This window comes from Alteromonas sp. KUL17, assembly GCF_006538305.1.
Classification (GTDB): domain Bacteria; phylum Pseudomonadota; class Gammaproteobacteria; order Enterobacterales; family Alteromonadaceae; genus Alteromonas; species Alteromonas macleodii.
The window spans coordinates 1-21,722 of sequence record NZ_BJKJ01000013.1 but is presented as its reverse complement, the minus strand read 5'-3'; the positions used below and the strand labels follow the sequence as shown (position 1 = coordinate 21,722).

The window sequence follows — 21,722 nt, the reverse complement described above, 5'->3', positions numbered from 1 at the left end:
CAAAATGTGACAAATTTTTCGTCGGTAGCCGCTTATCTACTTAAGAAGTTTTGGCTGCTACTCGCCGTATTGCTTGTACTTTTCGCGCTTGTTTTAAGCGCTGCACGCTATGCTCTGCCGCATATTGAGCACAACAAACACCTGTTGGAAAATTATATTAATGAGCAGTATGGCGTAAACCTATCCATCCAAAGTGTGCATGCTGTTTGGCAGCGCAATGGTCCAAGTATTGTGCTCAATTCGGTGTCGTTGGCTAAAAACGATGCTTCCCCTGTTGCATTGGATATCAGGCAAATCTACGTCGAGCTAGATTTTTGGGAATCGCTACGCCACCAACTTATCTCATCTACCCGTTTTGAGCTGCGTGGTCTTAAGCTTGATATTGACGCCGATCGCCTTTCTGGAGGCGATAAGAATAACTTCCCTGTAGTAAATGCACTAGAGCGTCTGTTTTTAGAGCAGCTTCAAAGCTTCTCGTTAGAAGACGGGGTGGTATCTGTCACTCACCTTAATGAAACCAATTCATTTGATATTGAAAGTTTATCGTGGAACAACCATGAAGAGCGACACCAAGGTTTAGGTCAGCTCAAGGTTGCAGATTTAGCGGCTAACTCGGCGTTGTTTATCATTGATATCACGGGCACGCGGGAAGACTTTGACGGCGTGTTTTACGCCAAAGCAGAAGAGCTCGATATTTCTCCGTGGGTTAGCGATCTCATCAAAACCAAGCGTCCACTAGCGCAAAGCCGCGCAAACTTTGAAGTATGGACTAACTTTTCTCAAAGTGAAGTCACTAGCGTACAAGCCGAGCTTAGTGAAAGCCTTTTAGAGTGGGGCAGTGGCCGCGCGAAAACGGTAACAGGTATCAGCGGAGGTAGTCTTCAGGCGTTGCCTAACGATGAGAACAGACAGGGAGGCTGGAATGTCCGGGTGGATCAATTGGTGCTTAAATCGAGCAACGAGACCCTTACAACAGATCTAATTGGCAGTATAAGTGCAAATGGTGACGCGCTGATCAACACCGTAAAGCCGGTGCAAATTAACCCCTTTCTGCTGTTGTTACCGCTTTTCATGGATGATACCAGTGAAGAAGAAATACGCGGGCTTAATCCAAAAGGCGAGTTGGCCACGTTGCAGATTCAATGGCACAACGGCCAGCCTTCTTTAGCGGCTAAAGTGCTAGATTTGCAGTGGGACAAAACAGATAAGGTACCAGGTCTTTCGTCGCTAGACGCAGACTTTTTCTGGTATAAAAATAATGGCGCTATCTACTTGGAAAGTGCGGATAGCTTACTAAGTGCCAACGGCGTAATTAAGAAAAACGTCAATATAAACCTGTTTAAATCTCAGTTTTATATTTACCCAGAGCAGATAGATAGCGAAGACAAGCAGTGGGTAGTAAAAGGCAGCGATATGCTGCTTGATAGTGATGCCGTTACTCTTCGCCCGCAGTTTAAACTGAATACGTCGACAGGGTTTATGTCGCTTTATGTGGATGTAAGCCCATTGGCGTTAAATGAGGTGAGCAGTTTATTTCCCTCTTCTTTAATGGGGACCAATACCGATAAATACCTTACTCGCGCGTTTACAGGAGAAGGTGAAATCGCAAATGCGCGCGTGCTGTGGCATGGTCGCACGAGTGACTTCCCGTTTGACGACAACACGGGCATTTTTCAGGCGTATGTCGATATTGAGCATGGGGATTTTCTTTTTGCTCCAGACTGGCCGGCACTTAATAACTTAGACCTATCTTTGTATTTTGTGAATAATGCATTAGTGATGGAGAGCCCTAGTGCGACGCTTGCTGGTATGAAAATCAGTGATATGTCGGCTGCCATTCCAAGCTTTAGTCCAGATGCTCGCCTGATTATTTATGCCAATGGTACTGGCACTGGGGACGCGCTAACCGCGTTAATGATGGATTCGTCCCTTAAAAAATCTTTAGGCAAAGTACTTAACGAAGACGTGCAAATTGGCGGGCCTCTAACTGCCGACATAAAGCTTGATATTCCGTTTAAAGGCAAAGATGTGGTGGCATCGGGAACGGCGCACTTGTCGAATAACCCCGTTTTTGTTGCGACCACAAATATGCTATTTGATAAGGCATCGGGAGAGGTGTCATTTGTTAATGGCGATATAGACGCAAGTGGGCTTCAGGCGCAGTTTCTTAAACAGCCGGTGAACTTGTCGCTATCCGGTAGACAGAGCGACACGTACGACCTAAATGTAGAGTTAGGTGGACGATGGCATGTACATCCGCTCGCTAACTATGTGAATACAGACCTCACCGAATACATCGACGGCGAAAGTGATTGGAACACTACAGTTCAACTGTCGCTTTCGAACAGTGGGTTTAACTATACTGCCAATTTAACTGCAGATTTAACGGCGACACAAAGTGTATTGCCAGCTCCCTTCGATACGCCAGCGGGCAGCAGTTTACCGCTGCTTATTACCAGTAAAGGCGATAGCAAAGCATCAAATGTGGAGGCGTCACTTGGTGATAACATTCGTTTTGATGGCGTACTACCGCACAAAGAAATGCAGTTTTCACGTGCGCACTTGGCACTTGGCGAAAGCGATATAGCCAACATTGGTACAGGTTTTAGTATCAGTGCGAATCTAGCTCAAGCTGATGTGCAAGAATGGTTTACCACTATAAATATGTTACTTTCCGGTAAAGGGAAAGACACCAGCACCGCCGTTGCAAAAACAAATACTCAATCGAGTATCCAATCAAACGAAAGCAAAAAAGCGAATTTGTTTGGTACACCCTCGCGGATATTCGCCAAAGCCGACAAGCTAAATTTTGCTGGCCACAGTATTAAAGGTGCGCAGCTCAGTGCAACAGAACGCAATAAAGATTGGATCCTAGACTTAGCGTCGCCTCAGGCAAGAGCCACTATTCGTATTAATAGTGATTTAGACGAGCAGGGCATTGAGATAAATGCCGACTATTTATCATTAGAGAAACCTGTTGAAGCCGTGGTGACGACAAAAGCCGACTCAGAGAGCGGCGTTGAGTTAGCTACTAATAGCGCTATGCCAAATGAGGAAGGCGAGTCGCCCTACAATATTGACCCAAATACGCTACCGCCCATTTATTTTTATTGTCAGTCTTGTGGCGTGCACGGCATCGATTTAGGTGAAATTACCTTAGACATCGCGAAGGAAGAGAATGGTTTAGCCATTCGCCAGCTTCTAGTGAAATCTGATGAAACTAACGTTACTGCAACGGGTTATTGGAAGCACATGGGAGGCGAGATTCAAAGCGCGTTAAACGGAACATTAACGTCTCCCGACGTTGGGCAGATGCTAAAAGAGTACGGTGTTGAATCAGGTATAAAAGATTCTAGCGCAAATGTGGCGTTTGATATCACTTGGCCAAATGCGCCGATGGATTTCGGGTTTGAACAGCTAAACGGTAATGTTGAGTGGTCGCTCTCAGATGGGTATCTAACTGAGTTGAGTGATAAGGGGTCACGTATCTTTACCCTGTTTAGCTTGAACTCGTTAGTGCGGAAGCTCAGCCTCGATTTTCGAGACGTTTTTGCTAAGGGGTTTTTCTACGACGATATGGGCGGCACGTTAAGTATTGTTGATGGCAAAGCGTATACCGACGATACTGAAATTGACGGTGGTGCGGGCGAAATAGAGATCACAGGCTTCACAGACCTCAATACCGGTGGATTAAATTACAACGTATCGTTCGCACCGAACGTAACTGGGAACTTACCGTTTTTAGTGTATTTCTTGGCTACGCCGCCCACTGCACTCGCTGCTCTTGCCATAGACCAGGTGCTAACCTCTGCGAAAGTTATTTCGAATGTGAACTATCGCGTTACAGGCACCATAAAAGATCCTAAGTTCGACGAAGTTGAGCGCAACAGCAAAGACATCAGCTTACCTGCGCAAAATGCGCCTGTACCAGCCAACCCGCAAGACAGGCCATTAACGGAAGATGACGTACGCAGGCTTAAAATGGAGGTGATCGATGGTTAATTTAGTTGCATTACAAATGACATCTGCGCCAAGCGTGGAAGAAAATCTCGACACCGTTGCAAACGAAATGGCATCGGCAAAGATTGAGAAAGACAGTTTAGTTGTGCTTCCAGAGTGTTTTGCTTATTTCGGCGGTAAGGACAAAGGCCAACTTGCTGTGGCAGAAACAAAGGGCGAAGGTGAGATTCAGCGACGTTTGTCAGCGCTTGCTGCACAATATCAGTGCTATCTGGTTTCGGGTACGTTTCCAGTGAAAACCAATAGCCCAGAGAAGTTTTCTGCAGCCTGCATGCTGTTTGGCCCCAATGGTGATGTGTTGGCAGACTACCGAAAAATTCACATGTTCGATGTATCGGTTAACGACAACACGGGCAGTTATCGTGAATCGGCGACAACCGAAGCGGGCAGCAAGGTGGTGACTGTTGAAACGCCAATAGGCAACATTGGTCTTGCGGTGTGCTATGATGTACGCTTTCCAGGGTTATTTACTGCAATGGGCGATATCGATATTTTGGTGTTGCCAGCGGCCTTTACCCAGCGCACCGGAGAAGCGCATTGGCATGCGTTGTTGCAAGCCAGAGCCATTGAAAAGCAGTGCTTTGTGGTAGCTGCGAATCAAAGTGGTGTGCATGCAAATGGCCGTGAAACATACGGTCACAGTCTTGTATTGTCGCCTTGGGGGGAGACCCTTGCCGAACGCAAAACCGACGTAGGGTTAGTTTCGGCAAAAGTAGATATTGCAGAAAGAGAAACCATTAAACAGAATATGCCGGTTGCCGAACATAACCGATTCAGGAGTCACTTTGTCTAAATCTGTTGAGCGTCATTTATTATCTGACTCAGGGCTAGATATCTCTAAGCTAGAGCGTGCTTTAGCGACTATTCATCGTCACGATACCGACTATGCCGATTTATATTTTCAGTCAAGCCAGCACGAAAGCTGGGTGTTGGAAGACGGCATTATTAAAGAAGGCAGCTATAACATAGAGCGCGGCGTAGGCGTGCGTACAATTAGCGGCGAGAAAACAGGGTTCGCTTATTCAGATGAAATAAGCGAAGAAGCGTTGACCAAAGCGTGTAAAGCGGCTCGTGGCATTGCGCCAAGCGGCGGTTCACAACAAGTTGCTTCGCTTGGACAAAAACCAGTGCAAGCGCGATACAGCGAAAATAACCCTATTCTTGCGATGCAAGACGCTGAGAAAATTTCGCTTTTAAAAGCAGTAGATGCCTATATCCGCAAACAAGAGCCGTCTGCCAATCAGGTAGTGGTGAGCTTAAGCGGTGTGTATGAAGAAATTTTAGTTGCTGGCAGTGACGGTACTTTAGCTACTGATATTCGCCCGCTGGTGCGCTTGAACTGCTCGGTATTGCTAGAACAAGGCGATAGACGTGAACGTGGTTCAGCTGGAGCTGGTGGTCGTTATGCCTACTCGTTCTTTAAACAAGACGAAAACGGCAAACCGTATTACGAGACGTTGGCAGAAGATGCCCTTCACATGGCGCGGGTTAACATGCAAGCTGTGGCATCGCCGGCAGGCGCTATGCCTGTAGTATTAGGTAACGGTTGGCCCGGTGTATTACTTCACGAAGCGGTAGGGCACGGTCTTGAAGGCGACTTTAACCGTAAGGGTGCATCAACATTTAGTGGCCGTATTGGTCAGCGCGTTGCAGCAAAAGGCGTGACGGTTGTTGACGATGGCACATTAAACGACCGTCGTGGCTCGTTGTCGGTAGACGATGAAGGCACACCAACAGCGCACAACGTGCTTATTGAAGATGGTATCTTGAAAGGTTATATGCAGGATAAACATAACGCCAAGCTTATGGGCGTTGCGCCTACCGGTAACGGTCGTCGTGAATCCTATGCGCACTTGCCTATGCCCCGCATGACGAATACTTATATGTTGGAAGGCCAACACGATCCGCAGGAAATTATCGCGTCTATCGACAAAGGTATTTACGCGCCGAACTTTGCTGGCGGACAGGTAGACATTACGTCAGGCAAATTTGTATTTTCTAGCGCGGAAGCCTACTTAATTGAAAACGGTAAAATTACTGCACCAGTGAAAGGGGCTACCTTAATTGGTAACGGTCCAGAGGTTATGCAAAAAATCTCAATGATTGGCAACGACACTGCCCTAGATAAAGGCGTGGGTGTATGTGGTAAAGACGGTCAAAGCGTGCCGGTGGGTGTAGGTCAGCCCACACTTAAAATTGACGAGTTGACGGTGGGTGGTACGGCTTAATTCAGCTCAAACCCGTAAACTGGAAAATTAAAAAAGGTTGGGCCTAGGCACCAACCTTTTTTGTATGCAAACTGGTATAAGTCGTGGCTAACTTTCAAATCCTTTTTCATTCAACCACTTAATAGCATCTTCCTCGTTGGTAAAAATACCTAATTCAAGGCCTGCATTGTCGTAAATTCTCTGAAATTGCGCTCTTACAATGGGCTGCACCGTGGTATCGCCGATAACTAGCGCGCCAAGCGCCATTCCGTGTTTCGCACGCCACTCTATTGAACGCTGCAGTTCTGTCTCACCTGCTTTAGTGAGAAGGGCAGAACCATGCAAAAAACCTAAAAATGCCCAGTGATTCCCACCTAAACTGTTAATCACATCCATCATATCTCGCGCATAGCGTTCAATGGCTGAACCATCGGCAATACCTTCAGCCGACACGCCAACAATGCTACCAAGCACAGCAATTTGATACTGACCGTACTTGCTTTTCAGTGTTGCGTTAGGGTTGGAAAATATTTTCACACTATCCCCCTTTGGCTGGTGACCGAAACTGTGATGTTGAGATTACTTTAATTGCAGACCGTTAATCCTCATGAATAACGTCTTTCAAATACTGAAACAGCTCTCTGAATGCTTTAGGCGGCGCATTTTTTTCACGCTCTTTTTTAATTTGGCGATGAAATTGGCGCAGCTTTTGGCGGTCCAGTTCAGGATGCGCTTCAATCAGCTTTTGAATAGCGGGATCACCCTGTTCAATCACGGCTTCACGGGCTTTTTCTAGTGCATGAAAGGCCGCATTGCTCGCCTGATGCTGATGTGTAATTTTAGCCAACGCCTCTTCAATAGGGGCGGTATCTCTATGACGTAAAGCTTTGCCGATAAACTGAAGCTGACGGCGGTAACCGTCTTTTTTCTTATTCACTTTGCGGGCAATAGCTACGGCGTCAGCAAGCTCTTCATCCATTGGAATCGTCGCTATGTGAGCATCGGTCAGGTTAACCAAGGTTTCACCTAGCTTGTGAAGTTCTTTAGCTTGACGCTTCAGCTCAGTTTTACTGATTAATTCTTCCTCTTCGAACTCATCTGCTTGCGCATCTTCGAAGTAAGGATCTTCAGGAGAATTGTATTTCTGATCACTCATTTCAAACTCATTAGTGTTACACTTTAGCTAAATTGTAACTATCACAGTCGAATTAAGACAGCGAAACTTACTATGCAAATTGAGCAGCAGTTAGCCGACATTCAAAATGTCGTAGATGATGTACTGAAATTAGCCCTTTCTAAAGGCGCAACACAAGCCGAAGCCAGCATGTCTAAAGTGCAGGGCATCGCCGTTTCTTCACGTATGCAAGAAGTTGAAAACGTTGAATTTACCAACGACGGCGGCTTAGGTATAAGCGTATACGTAGGCAAGCGAAAGGGGAGTGCGTCTACCGCAGATCTGAGCAACGCGGCGCTAACACTCGCGGTGGAAAAAGCCGTCGATATTGCACGTTATACCAGTGAAGATCCTTGTACAGGTTTGGCCGATGCCGACCTTATTGCTACCGAGTTCCCTGATTTAGATCTGTATCACCCTGAAGAATTAGATACTGAAAAGGCCATTAAAACTGCTATTGAAGCCGAAACGGCGGCAATGAATTACGACTCGCGCATTACAAATTCAGATGGCGCGTCGTATAACGCAAATCTAGGTATGCGCGTTTACGGCAACACGCACGGTATCAATGCAGGTTATCCTAGCAGCCGTTATTCACTAAGCTGTATGGTTATTGGCGCACAAGATAACGATATGCAGCGCGATTACGCTTACACAGTAAGTCGTAAAGCGTCTTTGCTGCAATCAGCAAGTGCAGTGGGTATTGATGCCGCTAAAGCTACTGTAGACCGTTTGGGGGCTCGTAAAATCAACACGGCAAACGTGCCTGTGCTTTTACACCGTGACATTGCATCTAGCTTATTTGGCCATTACGTTGGAGCTATCAGCGGCGGCAGCCTTTATCGTCGCTCTAGCTTCTTGCTAGATAGCTTGGGCAAACAAGTTTTCCCAGAATGGCTTAATATTGAAGAGCGTCCGTTTATTAAAGGCGGTCTGGCAAGCTCAAGCTTCGATAACGAAGGTGTGGCATGTTCTGACATGACCATTGTCGATGCGGGTAAATTGGCTACATACCTTTATACTACCTACTCGTCGCGTAAGCTAAACACCCGCTCGAATGGCCACGCCGGTGGTATTCATAACTGGCTAGTAGGTGATACGGGTCACAGCGACGCCGACCTGCTTAAAGAAATGGGCACAGGTTTGTTCGTAACCGAACTGATGGGGCAGGGCGTTAACGGTGTGACGGGCGATTACTCGCGCGGCGCAGCGGGATACTGGGTTGAAAATGGCATCATCCAATACCCAGTTCACGAGGTAACTATTGCTGGCAATCTGAAAGATATGTTTAAAGGCATTGTGGCAATTGGCGCTGAAAAAGATGTGCGAGGTAGTGTACAGACCGGTTCTGTGCTTATTGACCAAATGAAGATAGCAGGCAGCTAGTTTACGCTTTCTCGAAACGCTGAAGGAGACAGCCCGGTGGACTTCTTAAAGCGTTTCGAGAACGTAAATACATTTGCGTAGCCTACATAACTGGCGATATAAGATACGGGCCACTGCGTGCTTAGTAATAAGCTTTTGGCTCGTGTCATACGCAAATGGATAACGTGCTGCTTGGGACTGCGTCCAAACACTTGTAAGCACAGCCTATGAAGGTGAGGGGCAGAATAATGCGCTTTCTCACTTAAGCTTTCCATATCCCAATCAAACTGAAGCTGTTTTTCAACCGCAGAAAAGAGGCTGTGTAGTCTGCTTACCTGGCGTCGTTCTTTCTCATCGTGAGTATGTACGTCACTCAAAGGCGCATCAATAATACGGTACAGGTAGCGAGACACAACTTGCATCGCCGAATTTCGATTCTCGACGTCACGCTCTAAATACAAAAGCTCCATTGCATGATGCAGTCCTTCCAACATGGCATTATCCACTATCACAGCACCTAGCTTATTAAATAGTGTCCAGCGTTCGGAGTCTGCCAGGTTAACCCAAATTATATCCCATTGCTCACTGACTATTGTGACTTCGAAACTTTGTCCAGCGGGTAAAATAATTAGCTGTCCTTCATCCAATTGCATCTCGCCTGACGGGACACGAAATTTTCCTTGTCCATGAATGCTGTAAAACAAGGTGTGGTTAGGAGGCGAAACGCGACCTACCGTATAGTCACCTGATAAGTTAGAGCATCCTGCTAGTTCAATCTCCAGGTCGCTGATTTCAGGCGCATTACTACTATCAATAAAGCGTTCAAAGCACTTGGGGCCTATGTCTACAATGTCTCTAAAGCTAAGTTGCATAAATGTGAAATAATAGTTTTGGATAAATATATGAAAGATTAGAGCATAAAGGATTTAATGAAAGTTAGCTATATTGCGCTTAACGAAAAAGTAAAGGATATGACATGCTTAATGTTGCGCAAGTAGTGGCTCAAAACGATTGGCAAAACCCGGTTGTATTTCAGAGGAATCGCATCAATGCCCACAGTCCACATCACGGATATAAAACGCTAAAAGACGCATTGCACAATACCAATGCGCAAAAGCGTAGTTTAAACGGTCAGTGGGATTTCCGTTTATTTGAAGCTCCAGCAAACGTACTTGAAAGCCTGCTTTCTAAAACATTAAGTGATGATGAATCTGCTAATTGGCAGCCTATTGCGGTACCTTCTAATTGGCAGCTGCAAGGTCACGACAAACCGATTTACTGTAACGTGAAATATCCCTTCGCGGTGAACCCTCCTGTGGTTCCTAGCGAGAATCCAACGGGTTGCTACCGAACAACGTTCAACGTTACCAAGGATGAGTTAAAACAGCGCAATCATATCGTCTTTGAAGGGGTAAATAGCGCGTTTCACTTGTGGTGCAACGGCGAGTACGTAGGCTATTCCCAAGACAGTCGACTACCGGCTGAATTCGATTTGTCTGGCTACTTGGTCGAAGGTGAAAACCGACTAGCGGTAATGGTTATCCGATGGTCAGACGGCAGCTACTTAGAAGATCAGGACATGTGGTGGCTTAGCGGTATCTTCCGCGACGTAAATCTTGTCACCAAACCTCAGCATCACATTCAGGATGTGTTTGTTACGCCAAGCCTTGACGCATGCTATCGCGACGCAGTAGTAACCGTACGTACCGCCATCAATGCGCCTTCTACTTACAAAGTGGGTATCCAGCTTTTTGATGGCGATAACGCTGTTACCGAGCAAGTCATTACCGGCACTAACAATAAGCGTATTGATGAAAAGGGCGGTTGGGATGATGTAGTTTTTCAAACGCTTCATGTGAATGAACCTAAACACTGGACTGCTGAAACACCGAATCTGTACCGCATCGTAGTCTCGCTTATTGATGATCATGGCAATGCCGTTGATGTTGAGGCCTATAACGTTGGCTTTAGAAACATTGAAATGAAAAACGGCCAGTTACTGGTAAATGGTAAAGCCGTGCTAATTCGTGGGGTTAACCGTCACGAACACCATCAAACGAAAGGGCATGCCATTAATGAAGATGACATGCTTGAAGACATTAAGTTGTTAAAGCAAAACAATTTCAATGCCGTACGTACCGCTCATTATCCAAATCACCCTCGTTGGTATGAGCTTTGTGACGAATACGGGCTTTATGTGGTGGATGAAGCTAACATCGAAACCCACGGTATGTTCCCAATGGGAAGGCTTTCTCGCGACCCGCTCTGGGCCGGCGCCTACATGGCGCGCTTTACGCAAATGGTCGAGCGAGACAAAAACCACCCCAGCATCATTATTTGGTCGTTAGGGAATGAGTCTGGTCACGGCCCTACCCACGATGCAATGTATGGCTGGGCAAAGTCATTTGACCCATCGCGCCCTGTACAGTACGAAGGCGGCGGCGCTGATACTTGGGCTACCGACATTATTGCGCCAATGTACGCACGGGTTGATACCGACATTAAAGACGATGCAGTGCCTAAGTGGGCCATTAAAAAATGGTTGTCGATGCCGGGGGAAAACCGCCCCGTTATTCTATGCGAATATGCGCATGCTATGGGTAATAGCTTGGGTAGCTTTGATGAATACTGGAAAGCGTTTAAGGCTTATCCTCGCCTTCAAGGTGGCTTTATTTGGGACTGGGTTGATCAAGGGTTAGTAAAGCACACTAATAGCGGCGAAGCATACTGGGCTTACGGCGGAGACTTCGGCGATACTGAAAACGACAGACAATTCTGTATAAACGGTCTGTTATTTCCAGACAGAACGCCACATCCGCACTTATTAGAAGCTAAATATTGTCAGCAGCACTTAGGCTTTTCGTTGGTTGAGAAAGACAACAAGTTTGAGCTTACAGTAAGCAGCGATTACTTATTTAGATGCACAGACAACGAGTTGTTACGTTGGCAAGTGCTAGAAAATGGACAACCGATTGCTGAGGCGAAGGGCGAATGCGAAATCGACATAGCGCCACAACAAGCACAAACGCTCAGTCTTAGCCCAGATATTACGTTTAAAGCAGGCGCTGACTACCACTTAAATATTGATGTGGTGCTGGCGAATGATTGCCCGTGGGCTAAAGCAGGGCATGTTATGGACACCGCCCAGTTAGCGCTAGTCAACAAGCGTGGAATAGTATCGTTTTCTCTTAATGATAACGAAACAACAAGCGGCACTAGTGAGCTATCAATTGAAGCTCAGGATGGGATGTTGCTGGTACATGCGCAAAATAACGTATTTAGCTTTAATAGTGAGAGCGGGCTATTAACCTCGTGGCTTCAAGGCGCGGAGGAAACACTTAGCGCGCCGCTAGAAGATAACTTCTTCAGAGCGCCACTAGATAACGACATTGGGGTAAGCGAAGTTGATAATCCAGACCCAAATGCGTGGGAGTCACGCTGGCGTCGTGCTGGAATTGGCAAGTGGACACGCACTTGCACGGGCGTAAACGTTGAGCAGGGCGCGCAAGACGTGCGTATAACATTGTTATTTGATTATCACCATTCAGAAAAGCTGGTAGCGGCAACAAAGTGGGTTTACACCATAAATGTACAGGCCAAGCTATCGGTAGACGTTGAAGTGCTTTTGGATGATGGTTTACCGCCTATGCCGCGTATTGGTATGCAAACGGCGGTACCTGTGGCCAATAAGCCAACGTCGATTACCTGGCAAGGACTAGGGCCATTTGAGAACTATCCTGACAGAAAAGCGGCAGCGCGTTATGGTCGCTACACCTTACCTATAGAAGAGATGCAAACGTGCTACATATTCCCAACGGACAACGGCTTGCGCTGTGGCTGTACACAACTTGAAGTTAGCGGCCTGAAAGCAAAAGGACAGTTCTATTTTAACGTGAGCGAATATGGTCAATCCCAGCTAGACGAGGCAAAACACACCTGTGATTTAACACCTCAAGATTGTGTGTTTGTGTACATTGATCATGCTCACATGGGCGTAGGCGGCGATGATTCATGGAGCCCAAGTACACATAAAGCATTCTTGTTGGAAGAGAAGCAATACCGCTACTCAGTTTGCTTTAGCGCTACTGACAGCTAATCCTCAGTGTGAAGTCGATCATTTAGCACTCGATATCTCAAATGACAATTCGCGGCATAGCATAGCTATGCCGTCATTGGGATAAAGTGTCTACATATAAAAAAGCCGCTACACAGTAGCGGCTTTTCATTAATTCAAAACTCGTTCAGACAACGTCTTAGCCGTCAACCTGACCGCAGAAACGGTAACCTTCACCGTGAATGGTTACAATCAATTCTTCATCTGAAGGATCTGATTCGAAGTGCTTACGAATACGACGAATCGTTACGTCAACCGTACGGTCATTCGGACGAAGTTCACGCCCCGTCATTTCCATAATTAGCTGCTCACGGGTAAGGATCTTACCTGGATTGCTTAGGAAAAGGTGAAGAGCGCGGAATTCACTGCGTGGTAGACGGAACTCTTTCCCGCTAGGCGAAATCAGTGAACGGCTATCACCGTCAAGCGTCCAACCGTTGAAGCTTACACGGCTTGGTAAATCGTCGTCTTCTGAAGAGTTTGTAGTACGAGACAGTAAGTTGCGCGCGCGAATAGTCAATTCACGAGGGTTGAATGGCTTAGTCAGATAATCGTCTGCGCCAATTTCAAGACCTAGAATACGGTCAACGTCGTTATCACGACCCGTTAGGAAGATAAGCCCAACGTTTTTACGGTCACGTACTTCACGTGCCAAGATAAGGCCATTTTTACCCGGTAGGTTAATGTCCATGATAACCAAATTGATAGCGTGATTCTCGAAGAAATCATGCATTTGATCACCGTTCTCGGCCTCAAACACATTATACCCTTCCGCTTCAAATAAACTCTTAAGCGTGGTACGGGTTACCACCTCATCTTCAACAATTAACACATTTGGCGTCTGCATGGTGTTCTACACTCTTTCTAAAATACGATTTAAGCAACTAACTGGTTAAATTTTAATATTCATGTACTTGATTGCAAGCAACTTGTGAATATTCTTACTGTTAAGGTATTGGGGTTAGCCAATAAAAATCAAGAAAAGTTCATACTTTATACAACTATTCTGACGTTTTCGCATTAACAACGGGGAAGATAATTACAAATTCTACGCCGTTGCCTTCCTCACTGGTAATCGATATTGAACCATTAAGGGCTTGCGTTACTAAGTTGTATACCAAGTGCATTCCCAATCCGGAACCACCTTGCCCACGCTTCGTGGTGACAAAGGGGTCAAATATCCGTTTACGAATTTCTGGGGAAATGCCTTTTCCGTTATCGGTATAAACAAGCTTGAGCTTATTGCTACTCACCATTTCGGCACGAATATCAATAGTGCCTTCATCCATGGTTTCAAACCCATGAATAACCGAATTCATGATTAAATTAATCAAGATTTGATTTATTGGGCCAGCCTTCGTTTCAACGCTAAGGGTAGGGTCGCAATCTACGTTGATGTTGTGTTTTAATTTTTTGAGTCGAGGCTGCAATGACAATAGTATCTCATTAACTAGCTGTACAACGCAAAAACTTCGGCTAGATTCTGAGGTTTGATCTACAGCAACCTGCTTAAAACTGCTAATAAGTTCGGCAGCTCTGTTCAAATTGCGGTAAATAATGTTGAGGTTTTCGTTACTTTCATCCAAAAAGCGTTTCATTGCACTGGCTTTCAGCGTTTTATTTTCAAAGTCTTTTTGAATAACCGCTAACCTGTCTAACATCATTGTCGACGCAGTAACGCCTAAACCTATCGGAGTATTTACCTCGTGCGCAACGCCCGCAACCATATCACCGAGCGAGGCCATCTTTTCATTCTGTACAATTTGACGCTGGAACTGATGTAGCTTTTCTAACGTTTGAATAAGTTCCTGGTTTGCATCCTTAAGGGCGGTGGTTCGGTGACTTACCATATCTTCTAGGCTGGCATTGAGCTTTCTATGTTGCTCCTCCGCCTGTCGTTGCTTTTGCATGTACTCTTGCATGCGAAACAGCATCACATTCACGGCGTCAGCCAAGATATCGAGTTCTCTAATGGTGGAGCCGCTGGCACGGGCTGAATAATCACGTTGTCGTGAAGTACGCTGCAAGAAGTTGGCAATGTCCTCAACGGGGCCAGTTACAATGCGCTGCATACGCACTGCAAAGTAAAAGCTAATAGCCAATAGCGCCAAGGCTACTGCCAAATTAAGCCAAATCGACTTTCCAACAAGCTGGTTAAAATTCTCTGAGGAAATTCGTAAATATATCCAGCCCAACTGAATGTTCGTCTCAGTGTCGAAGACTTTTGCACTTAATTCAAGGTATTGACCATTGTCGGCCAATTGAGGTGTCATAAACATGGACGCCAGTTGATTTTCCTTGCCTCCTAACAATAACTGGCCTTCCTTGTTATAAGAGGCGAAAATCTGGGGCTCTAGGTTACCGCTTTGCGCTTTGTAAACGTGGGCATTTAAAACATGGTCGGCGGCAGCAAGGTTGCTTAGGGCAAGTTCAATGCGCTCTGGCGTTTCGTCATAAAGATACATAGCTGAACTGCTTGCGACCAACTTGGCTAACATGAGTGCGTTAGACTCAAGTTCATGACGGTAGGTTTTAATTTGCGTGTAGACGGCAAGACTGGATAACACTGCAAGCGAAAACGTAGTAATTGACATTACCACCCAAATGAAAAGGCTTTTAATCGTAAGCTTGACTACTTTATCCGTCATATCCGTTTTGCGTATTGTCCATTCGCGTCTTCCATATATTCATAGTGGCGCAAAAATGCGCAAAAAGGAAGACGCCCATAAACAATAATTAATGTACGCAAAGCCCTTTAGTTGAGGGTTGAAACGTATAGTTGCTGGTAATTCTTCGCCGCTGCTTCCCATGTGAATCGCGTTCGCATTCCACGTTGCTGCATCGCCCTGAATTTTCCGGCATCTTCGTAGAACGCCAGCAGAGCTCGACGAATGCAAGATAGCAGTGCATATGGCGTAGGATCATCAAACACAAAACCCGTGCCTTCGCTATCGTTGCTGTAATCGATAACCGTGTCTTTGAGTCCGCCTACCGAACGTACGATGGGGATGGTTCCATAAGCTAAGCTGTACATCTGGTTCAATCCGCACGGCTCAAACTGAGAAGGCATTAGGAAGAAATCAGCGCCGGCTTCTACCAAATGGGCATGTTCGGAACTAAACCCATTTATAAACGCGAATTGGTCAGGGTGTTGTTGAGCGAATTCGCCAAGGTCCATACACACTTTAGGGTCGCCCGTGCCCACAAATACCATTTGAACATTGTGCTTAATTAAATCGTCCAAAATGGGCAGTATGTAGCCAAAGCCTTTTTGTTCAGTCAGCCGGCACACCATTCCAATAAGCGGTACGTTGCCATTCTCAGGTAATCCCGACTTCTCCTGTAATGCACGTTTACATGCGGTCTTTGGATGAAGATTCTCTACACTGTAATTCTCAGGTAGGAATGTATCTGTCTCGGGGTTCCACTGCGTGTAGTCACATCCGTTAAGAATACCGCTTAAGTCGGCTTGACGATTTACAAGCCGCTCGTGCAGGCCATGACTACCCAGGTCAGTGAGTAACTCGCTTGCATAGTTAGGGCTTACGGTTGTCACTTTCGTGGCAAACTCAATCCCGCTCTGCAGCATATTGATGTAACCGCCGTGCACTTGCGCCAGAATGTTTGGATGATGGCGAAGAAAGGGAATGCTCTCAAGCTTATGCACGCCTTGAAAAGCCGCGTTATGAATAGTGAATATGGTTTTAGTACCGTCAAAATACCCAGATTTGTCGTGGGTAAGTAAAAACGGCAGCATGGCCGCATGCCAGTCGTGACAGTGAATAATGTCAGGCTTTTTATCGATAGCTTTTAGCGTTTGGAGTACGGCGCCACTGAAAAAGCTAAAGCGCTCACCATTGTCTTCATAGGCCTCAAACGCGTTGGCGTACAGCCCTTCACGCATAAAGTATTCAGGCGAGTCTACAAAGTAAATAGGAATACCGTGCCATTGCATGTAGCGAATATCAAAATGGTACACCTGACCTTCAGTAAACAGGGTTTGTTGCTCGGTTACAATTGGTAGGTTCAACTGTTCAGCCAGTACTTGGTAATAAGGCATAACAATGGTGATGCTTTCGCCCAAGGTATCAAGCGCGAGTGGGAGTGCTTTTCCAACGTCTGCAAGGCCGCCGGTTTTTACCAATTCTTCAACTTCTGAAATAGCAAATACAATATTCACAGGTGATCCCCCAGAGCGTAACGTGCAGTGCACTTGTAATGCTTAAATATAGTGTACGGAAAAAGCGCCGTATGCCATTGCGTGGAGTACGCAATGGCATGAGCAACAGGTAGAAAAGCTAAATTAGCACAAGCTAATGGTTTTTTTAATTACAAAGCCGCTTGATAAACAGAAAATTGCGACGTTTGTGCTGTGGTATAGACCGTTTGGAAGTGCTCAGCGAGTAAACCTGGGTAGGGTAAGAATCGGTTTGCCACCATCTGCATAGTGCCGCCACGACTTAAGCTTGCTTTAGCGTCAGAAATAAAGCGCTTAGTGATGGTGTAGTCAGTTTTAATGCCAGTATGAAATGGCGGGTTGGTGACAATATGCTGTACTTTTTGGGTAAAACCGTGCAATCCATCTGCAGCATAGAGTGTTGCTGATAATCCGTTGTCTGCTAGGGTGAGTGCACTACAGTAAACTGCAAGTGCGCTAACATCAGTAAGATGAAGCTTCAAATGCGGATACTTAAGCATTATATAACTGGCAATCACGCCAGCGCCGCATGCGAAATCCAGAATTTCACCACTCAATGATGTTGAGAGTTTTTCTAGTAAAAGCTCAGTTCCCGCATCCAGTTCCTTGTAGCTGAATACGCCAGGCATAGAGGCCACTTGCCAAGCCGTGCCCTCAACATGATACGTGTTCATATCAAGCCATGCATCCGGTTCAAAGGCAAGGTGTGGCTCTTCAACTAAAACGGTAATAAGACTGCAGTGGCGAGCAGAATCAACCTTTTGGGTTGGGCCGTATTGGTCCATCAACTTAGCAGCACTTTTTATACCGCCCTTATTTTCACCCACCACGTGAATACGACCATTTTGGCCCACCATGCTGGCTGCCATTCGCAATAGCATCTGAAAATGGGTTTTTGCTTTGGGTAAGAAAATCATCACGTCAGTGTGAGATTTCTCTAGTGCAACGAAAGGCGTAAATATATGAGTATGATTTCCGACTTTTTGCGTCACCTCAAAACCTGTGCGCGTAATATCTCGGCTATCAAACGATACCGAGGGTACGACTCTTACGCACTCTGAAAAAATATCGAAATATTGGTGAATTACCGTGACTTCTTGCGATTTAAGACCGTCCAGAAAATACGCATCAGAAGGGTTGATAAATGCCCACTGACCTTCTTCGAAAAGCGCGATATTACGTTCTAACAGTTGGCTTTGAGGAGATAAAATCATTACTTAGTACGCTCGAAAATTAGATCCCAAACGCCATGACCTAGTTTTTGGCCACGGGTTTCAAACTTGGTAATTGGGCGGTAGTCTGGACGAGGTACATAGTCGCCGTCAGCTGCAGTATTGGTGTAACCGTCGGCATTGATCATAACGTCTAACATGTGCTCAGCATATTGCTCCCAATCCGTCGCCATATGAAAACAACCGCCAATAGCTAATTTGGTGCGAACCAGCTCAACAAATTCAGGCTGAACAATACGGCGTTTGTGGTGACGCTTCTTGTGCCAAGGGTCTGGGAAGAATAGTTGTAGGCGAGACAACGAACCGTCTGGGATCATATTCTTAAGCACTTCTACTGCATCATGGTCCATTACACGCAAGTTCTCGACGCCTTGTTCGCTTGCTTCAGCTAAGCATGCGCCAACGCCTGGACGGTGAACTTCAATGCCGATAAAGTCTTTCTCAGGTGCGTTTGCGGCCATTTCAACCAATGACTTGCCCATACCGAAGCCAATTTCTACAACAACAGGCGCACTTCGGCCAAAAATTTCTGACAACGATAACGGTGCTTCAGCGTAGTCAATGCCCTTGGTTGGCCAGTGATCTTCTAGCGCTTTTTCTTGTGCTTTAGTAAGTCTACCTTCGCGTTTCACGAAGCTTTTTACCTTGCTTACGTATACTCCAGCGGCTTCTGCTTCCGCCTGACTTTTGAATTGCCTCATTTGCAATGCCTTTCTTACCCAATTTTATGGTGGCGCATTATCCACTTACCCACGGCTTATGCAACGCTATCGTGGCAAAAATGCTGTAATTTTATACGCCAATTTGTTTCGCTATAATAGACGCTACGGCGTCAGTTTTCTCAAGTACTACCATATGCCCGGCGTCACTGATGGTGTGGAACATCGCTTTGGGTAGTACATTTTTTAGCTGCTTAATTGTTTCTGCTGGTGCAATGGCGTCTTGCTGGGCAGTGATAAACGTTACTGGCGCATTGATCTTTGCGAGCGCTTTAACGGTACTTTCTCGTGGTGTGGTTGCTAGCGTGTGGTTGAGTAACGTTGTTTTACCTAAATCCTGCGCCATCGATTTTACAACGCCAGCCACGTTTTCATCCGCTAAGCGGGAAGGGTGGATAAATCGCGAAAGATAAGCGTCGTTGTCGGGCTTAAAGTTACCTTGCTTAAGCATAGTAGTAAGCTGCTTGCGCTTTGCAATTTCTTCTTTTGGTAACCCTTCTGGGTTGTAACCGATTAAGGTTATCGAAGCAATATTGGCAGGATTGCGCTGTGCTACTAATGCCGCTATAAACCCGCCCATCGAATAACCCACAAGGTGCACTTTTTCGTTATCAAGAATACGATCTTCACTTAATGCCAGCATTTCTTCTAGCGATGCTGCCCATTGAAGCGGTACAAAACGACGTTGTGCAATATTTAGTTCGCGCCAAAGCGGTAGAAATACGCGCTCGTCACAGAGCGTACCGGGAAAAAATAAAACAGGGTGCTGCACAGACACGTGTGCTCCTTAACAATAAACTGGCTAGTTACATGCTACCATAGCGCGCTTTTTAATGAATGGTCGCTAAGTAGAAAACGACCAAGTGGTAGTAACTGCCCATACAGACGATTATGACAGAACAACAATATACAGGTAGCTTTGCAGAGCGAGCACTCGCATGGTTTGATAAACACGGGCGAAAGCATTTGCCTTGGCAACAAGACGTTACGCCATATAAGGTGTGGGTGTCGGAAATAATGCTGCAGCAAACTCAAGTCACCACGGTAATTCCCTACTTTAAACGCTTTATGGCGTCCTTTCCTACCGTGCACGACTTGGCTAAGGCTTCTCAAGACGACGTGCTTCATCATTGGACTGGGCTTGGCTACTACGCAAGAGCAAGAAATCTTCACAAAGCTGCGAATACGCTGGTAGAAAAGTACAACGGCGAGTTTCCCTATAGTCTAGAAGAAGTCATGGATTTGCCCGGCATAGGGCGATCTACCGCTGGGGCGATACTTTCGCTATCTCGCAATATGCGCTTTCCTATATTAGATGGCAATGTGAAGCGTGTGTTGGCCCGATACTATGCAATCGGCGGGTGGCCGGGACAGAAAAAAGTAGAGAATCAGCTTTGGGAAGTGGCCGAGAAAAACACGCCCACTAATTCAGAAGGCGGACGTTGTGCCAACTATACGCAGGTGATGATGGACTTGGGCGCGATGATCTGTACGCGAAGCAAGCCAAAGTGTGATGAGTGCCCGCTTCAAGCCGACTGTATTGCCTACGCCCAAGGCGCGCAAGCCGACTACCCGGGTAAGAAGCCGAAAAAGGCGCTACCGGAGAAATCCACCTATATGATGGTGGCACAGTTTAACAGCCAAGTGTATTTAGAGCAGCGTCCCTCAACAGGGCTGTGGGGTGGCCTATATGGTTTTATTGAGGTGTCTTCAATAGAAGAGGGGATTGAGCAGTTGGCCAAGCGAGGTATCAGTGTCGACGAAACCCGAACGCTTGAAGGGTTCCGTCATACCTTTAGCCATTTTCATTTAGATATCACCCCGGTGGTGGCCGTGGTAAACTCTGCTCCATCAAAGCGCGTAGCCGAAACGGCATTTCGTTGGTTTTCGTTGAACGAGCCTATTGAAGTTGGTTTGGCGGCACCTACAACCAAGATTATTCAGCAGTTAATGCGTTAGGCGTTCTAAGCCCAACGCAATATTTTTTGCTAAGCAGATAGCGAACGAAAGGAAATAACATGGCAAGAACGGTATTTTGTCGCAAGCTTCAAAAAGAAGCTGACGGCTTAGATTTCCAACTTTACCCGGGGGAGCTGGGTAAGCGTATTTTCGACAACATTTCTAAAGAAGCATGGGCCGAATGGCAGAAAAAGCAAACCATGCTAATTAACGAACACAAGTTGAATATGATGGAGCCGAATGCCCGTAAGTTTTTAGAAGAAAAAATGTCGGCGTACTTGTTTGACGACGTAGAGCCTACGATTGAAGGCTACGTTCCGCCTGAAAAATAAGCAAAAAAGCGTTTTTTGAGCAAACAATGCGCAAACAGTAATAAAAGCGCAAAAAAAGCGAGAAAAACGGTTGACTTGTGAAGGCGAAAACCGTTTAATACGCACCCACAGCAGGACAGGCAGTAAACGCCTAGAACGCTAACAAGTTTCAGCCTCGATAGCTCAGTTGGTAGAGCAGCGGATTGAAAATCCGCGTGTCCCTGGTTCGATCCCGGGTCGAGGCACCATTATTCAGAGAGCCCTGCATGAAAATGCGGGGCTTTTTTGATCTCGGCGGTTGAAAAACACAGGCACACGCTAACGTGCCCCTGCGGCTGCGCCGCGCGTTGCAATCCCGGGTCGAGGCACCATTATTCAGAAAGCCCTGCATGAAAATGCGGGGCTTTTTTGATCTCGGCGGTT

Annotated in this window: 16 protein-coding genes and 1 tRNA gene; 8 read left to right on the top strand and 9 right to left on the bottom strand. The window is 46.2% G+C overall.

What is annotated here, in order from left to right; all coding sequences use genetic code 11:
• The first annotated feature begins 6 nt into the window (after positions 1-6).
• Genes KUL49_RS12465 through tldD form a run of 3 tightly spaced genes read left to right on the top strand, consistent with a single transcriptional unit; the run spans position 7 to position 6,248 of the window.
• On the top strand, positions 7-4,002 hold the full coding sequence (locus KUL49_RS12465; RefSeq protein ID WP_131137479.1) for a YhdP family protein: 3,996 nt from the start codon (positions 7-9) through the stop codon (positions 4,000-4,002).
• Entirely contained in the window at positions 3,995-4,813 is an 819-nt protein-coding gene (locus tag KUL49_RS12460) for a carbon-nitrogen hydrolase family protein (protein WP_014947915.1), read from the top strand. Before KUL49_RS12465 ends, KUL49_RS12460 begins: the two co-directional genes overlap by 8 nt.
• Positions 4,806-6,248 (top strand): metalloprotease TldD, encoded by a 1,443-nt coding sequence (gene tldD, locus KUL49_RS12455; protein ID WP_131137478.1) that lies wholly within the window; start codon positions 4,806-4,808, stop codon positions 6,246-6,248. Before KUL49_RS12460 ends, tldD begins: the two co-directional genes overlap by 8 nt.
• An 87-nt stretch (positions 6,249-6,335) precedes the next feature.
• On the opposite strand, the gene KUL49_RS12450 is transcribed toward tldD, so the two are convergent.
• Entirely contained in the window at positions 6,336-6,764 is a 429-nt protein-coding gene (locus KUL49_RS12450; protein WP_131137477.1) for a hypothetical protein, read from the bottom strand.
• Positions 6,765-6,825: 61 nt separating this feature from the next.
• Complete coding sequence (gene yjgA, locus KUL49_RS12445) at positions 6,826-7,383, bottom strand: ribosome biogenesis factor YjgA (protein ID WP_039236930.1); 558 nt, start codon at positions 7,381-7,383, stop codon at positions 6,826-6,828.
• A gap of 72 nt (positions 7,384-7,455) precedes the next feature.
• Here yjgA and pmbA point away from each other — a divergent pair, with 72 nt between their 5' ends.
• Positions 7,456-8,787: a metalloprotease PmbA gene (pmbA, locus tag KUL49_RS12440; RefSeq protein WP_131137476.1), complete on the top strand. Its 1,332-nt coding sequence runs from the start codon at positions 7,456-7,458 to the stop codon at positions 8,785-8,787.
• On the opposite strand, the gene KUL49_RS12435 is transcribed toward pmbA, so the two are convergent.
• On the bottom strand, positions 8,784-9,638 hold the full coding sequence (locus KUL49_RS12435) for an AraC family transcriptional regulator (RefSeq protein WP_039225847.1): 855 nt from the start codon (positions 9,636-9,638) through the stop codon (positions 8,784-8,786). The genes pmbA and KUL49_RS12435 overlap by 4 nt on opposite strands.
• A gap of 104 nt (positions 9,639-9,742) precedes the next feature.
• Between KUL49_RS12435 and KUL49_RS12430 the strand changes: the two genes are divergently transcribed.
• Complete coding sequence (locus tag KUL49_RS12430) at positions 9,743-12,862, top strand: beta-galactosidase (RefSeq protein WP_131137475.1); 3,120 nt, start codon at positions 9,743-9,745, stop codon at positions 12,860-12,862.
• A 157-nt stretch (positions 12,863-13,019) separates the two neighbouring features.
• Here the strand turns inward: KUL49_RS12430 and arcA are convergent, their stop codons facing one another.
• The 6 genes from arcA to KUL49_RS12400 form a co-directional block, all read right to left on the bottom strand.
• The gene (gene arcA / locus KUL49_RS12425; protein WP_014947922.1) at positions 13,020-13,727 is read right to left on the bottom strand and encodes a two-component system response regulator ArcA; all 708 of its coding nucleotides are present in this window, start codon (positions 13,725-13,727) and stop codon (positions 13,020-13,022) included.
• Between the two features lie 154 nt (positions 13,728-13,881).
• The gene (locus tag KUL49_RS12420) at positions 13,882-15,528 is read right to left on the bottom strand and encodes a sensor histidine kinase (RefSeq protein ID WP_039236941.1); all 1,647 of its coding nucleotides are present in this window, start codon (positions 15,526-15,528) and stop codon (positions 13,882-13,884) included.
• 107 nt (positions 15,529-15,635) lie between these two features.
• Positions 15,636-17,060, bottom strand: a complete 1,425-nt coding sequence (gene glgA / locus KUL49_RS12415) for a glycogen synthase GlgA (RefSeq protein ID WP_131137474.1) — start codon at positions 17,058-17,060, stop codon at positions 15,636-15,638.
• 149 nt (positions 17,061-17,209) lie between these two features.
• Positions 17,210-18,292: a methyltransferase gene (locus KUL49_RS12410; protein ID WP_061439106.1), complete on the bottom strand. Its 1,083-nt coding sequence runs from the start codon at positions 18,290-18,292 to the stop codon at positions 17,210-17,212.
• Positions 18,292-19,011, bottom strand: a complete 720-nt coding sequence (gene trmB / locus KUL49_RS12405; protein ID WP_131137473.1) for a tRNA (guanosine(46)-N7)-methyltransferase TrmB — start codon at positions 19,009-19,011, stop codon at positions 18,292-18,294. Before trmB ends, KUL49_RS12410 begins: the two co-directional genes overlap by 1 nt.
• Positions 19,012-19,102: 91 nt before the next feature.
• A complete protein-coding gene (locus KUL49_RS12400) occupies positions 19,103-19,807 on the bottom strand; it encodes an alpha/beta fold hydrolase (protein WP_131137472.1) in 705 nt (234 codons plus the stop codon).
• A 113-nt stretch (positions 19,808-19,920) separates the two neighbouring features.
• Here KUL49_RS12400 and mutY point away from each other — a divergent pair, with 113 nt between their 5' ends.
• The 3 genes from mutY (at position 19,921) to KUL49_RS12385 (ending at position 21,547) form a co-directional block, all read left to right on the top strand.
• Entirely contained in the window at positions 19,921-20,988 is a 1,068-nt protein-coding gene (gene mutY / locus KUL49_RS12395; protein ID WP_110288991.1) for an A/G-specific adenine glycosylase, read from the top strand.
• Positions 20,989-21,047: 59 nt separating this feature from the next.
• The gene (locus KUL49_RS12390) at positions 21,048-21,320 is read left to right on the top strand and encodes an oxidative damage protection protein (protein WP_014947929.1); all 273 of its coding nucleotides are present in this window, start codon (positions 21,048-21,050) and stop codon (positions 21,318-21,320) included.
• A 151-nt stretch (positions 21,321-21,471) separates the two neighbouring features.
• Positions 21,472-21,547, top strand: a tRNA-Phe gene (locus KUL49_RS12385).
• Positions 21,548-21,722: the final 175 nt, after the last annotated feature.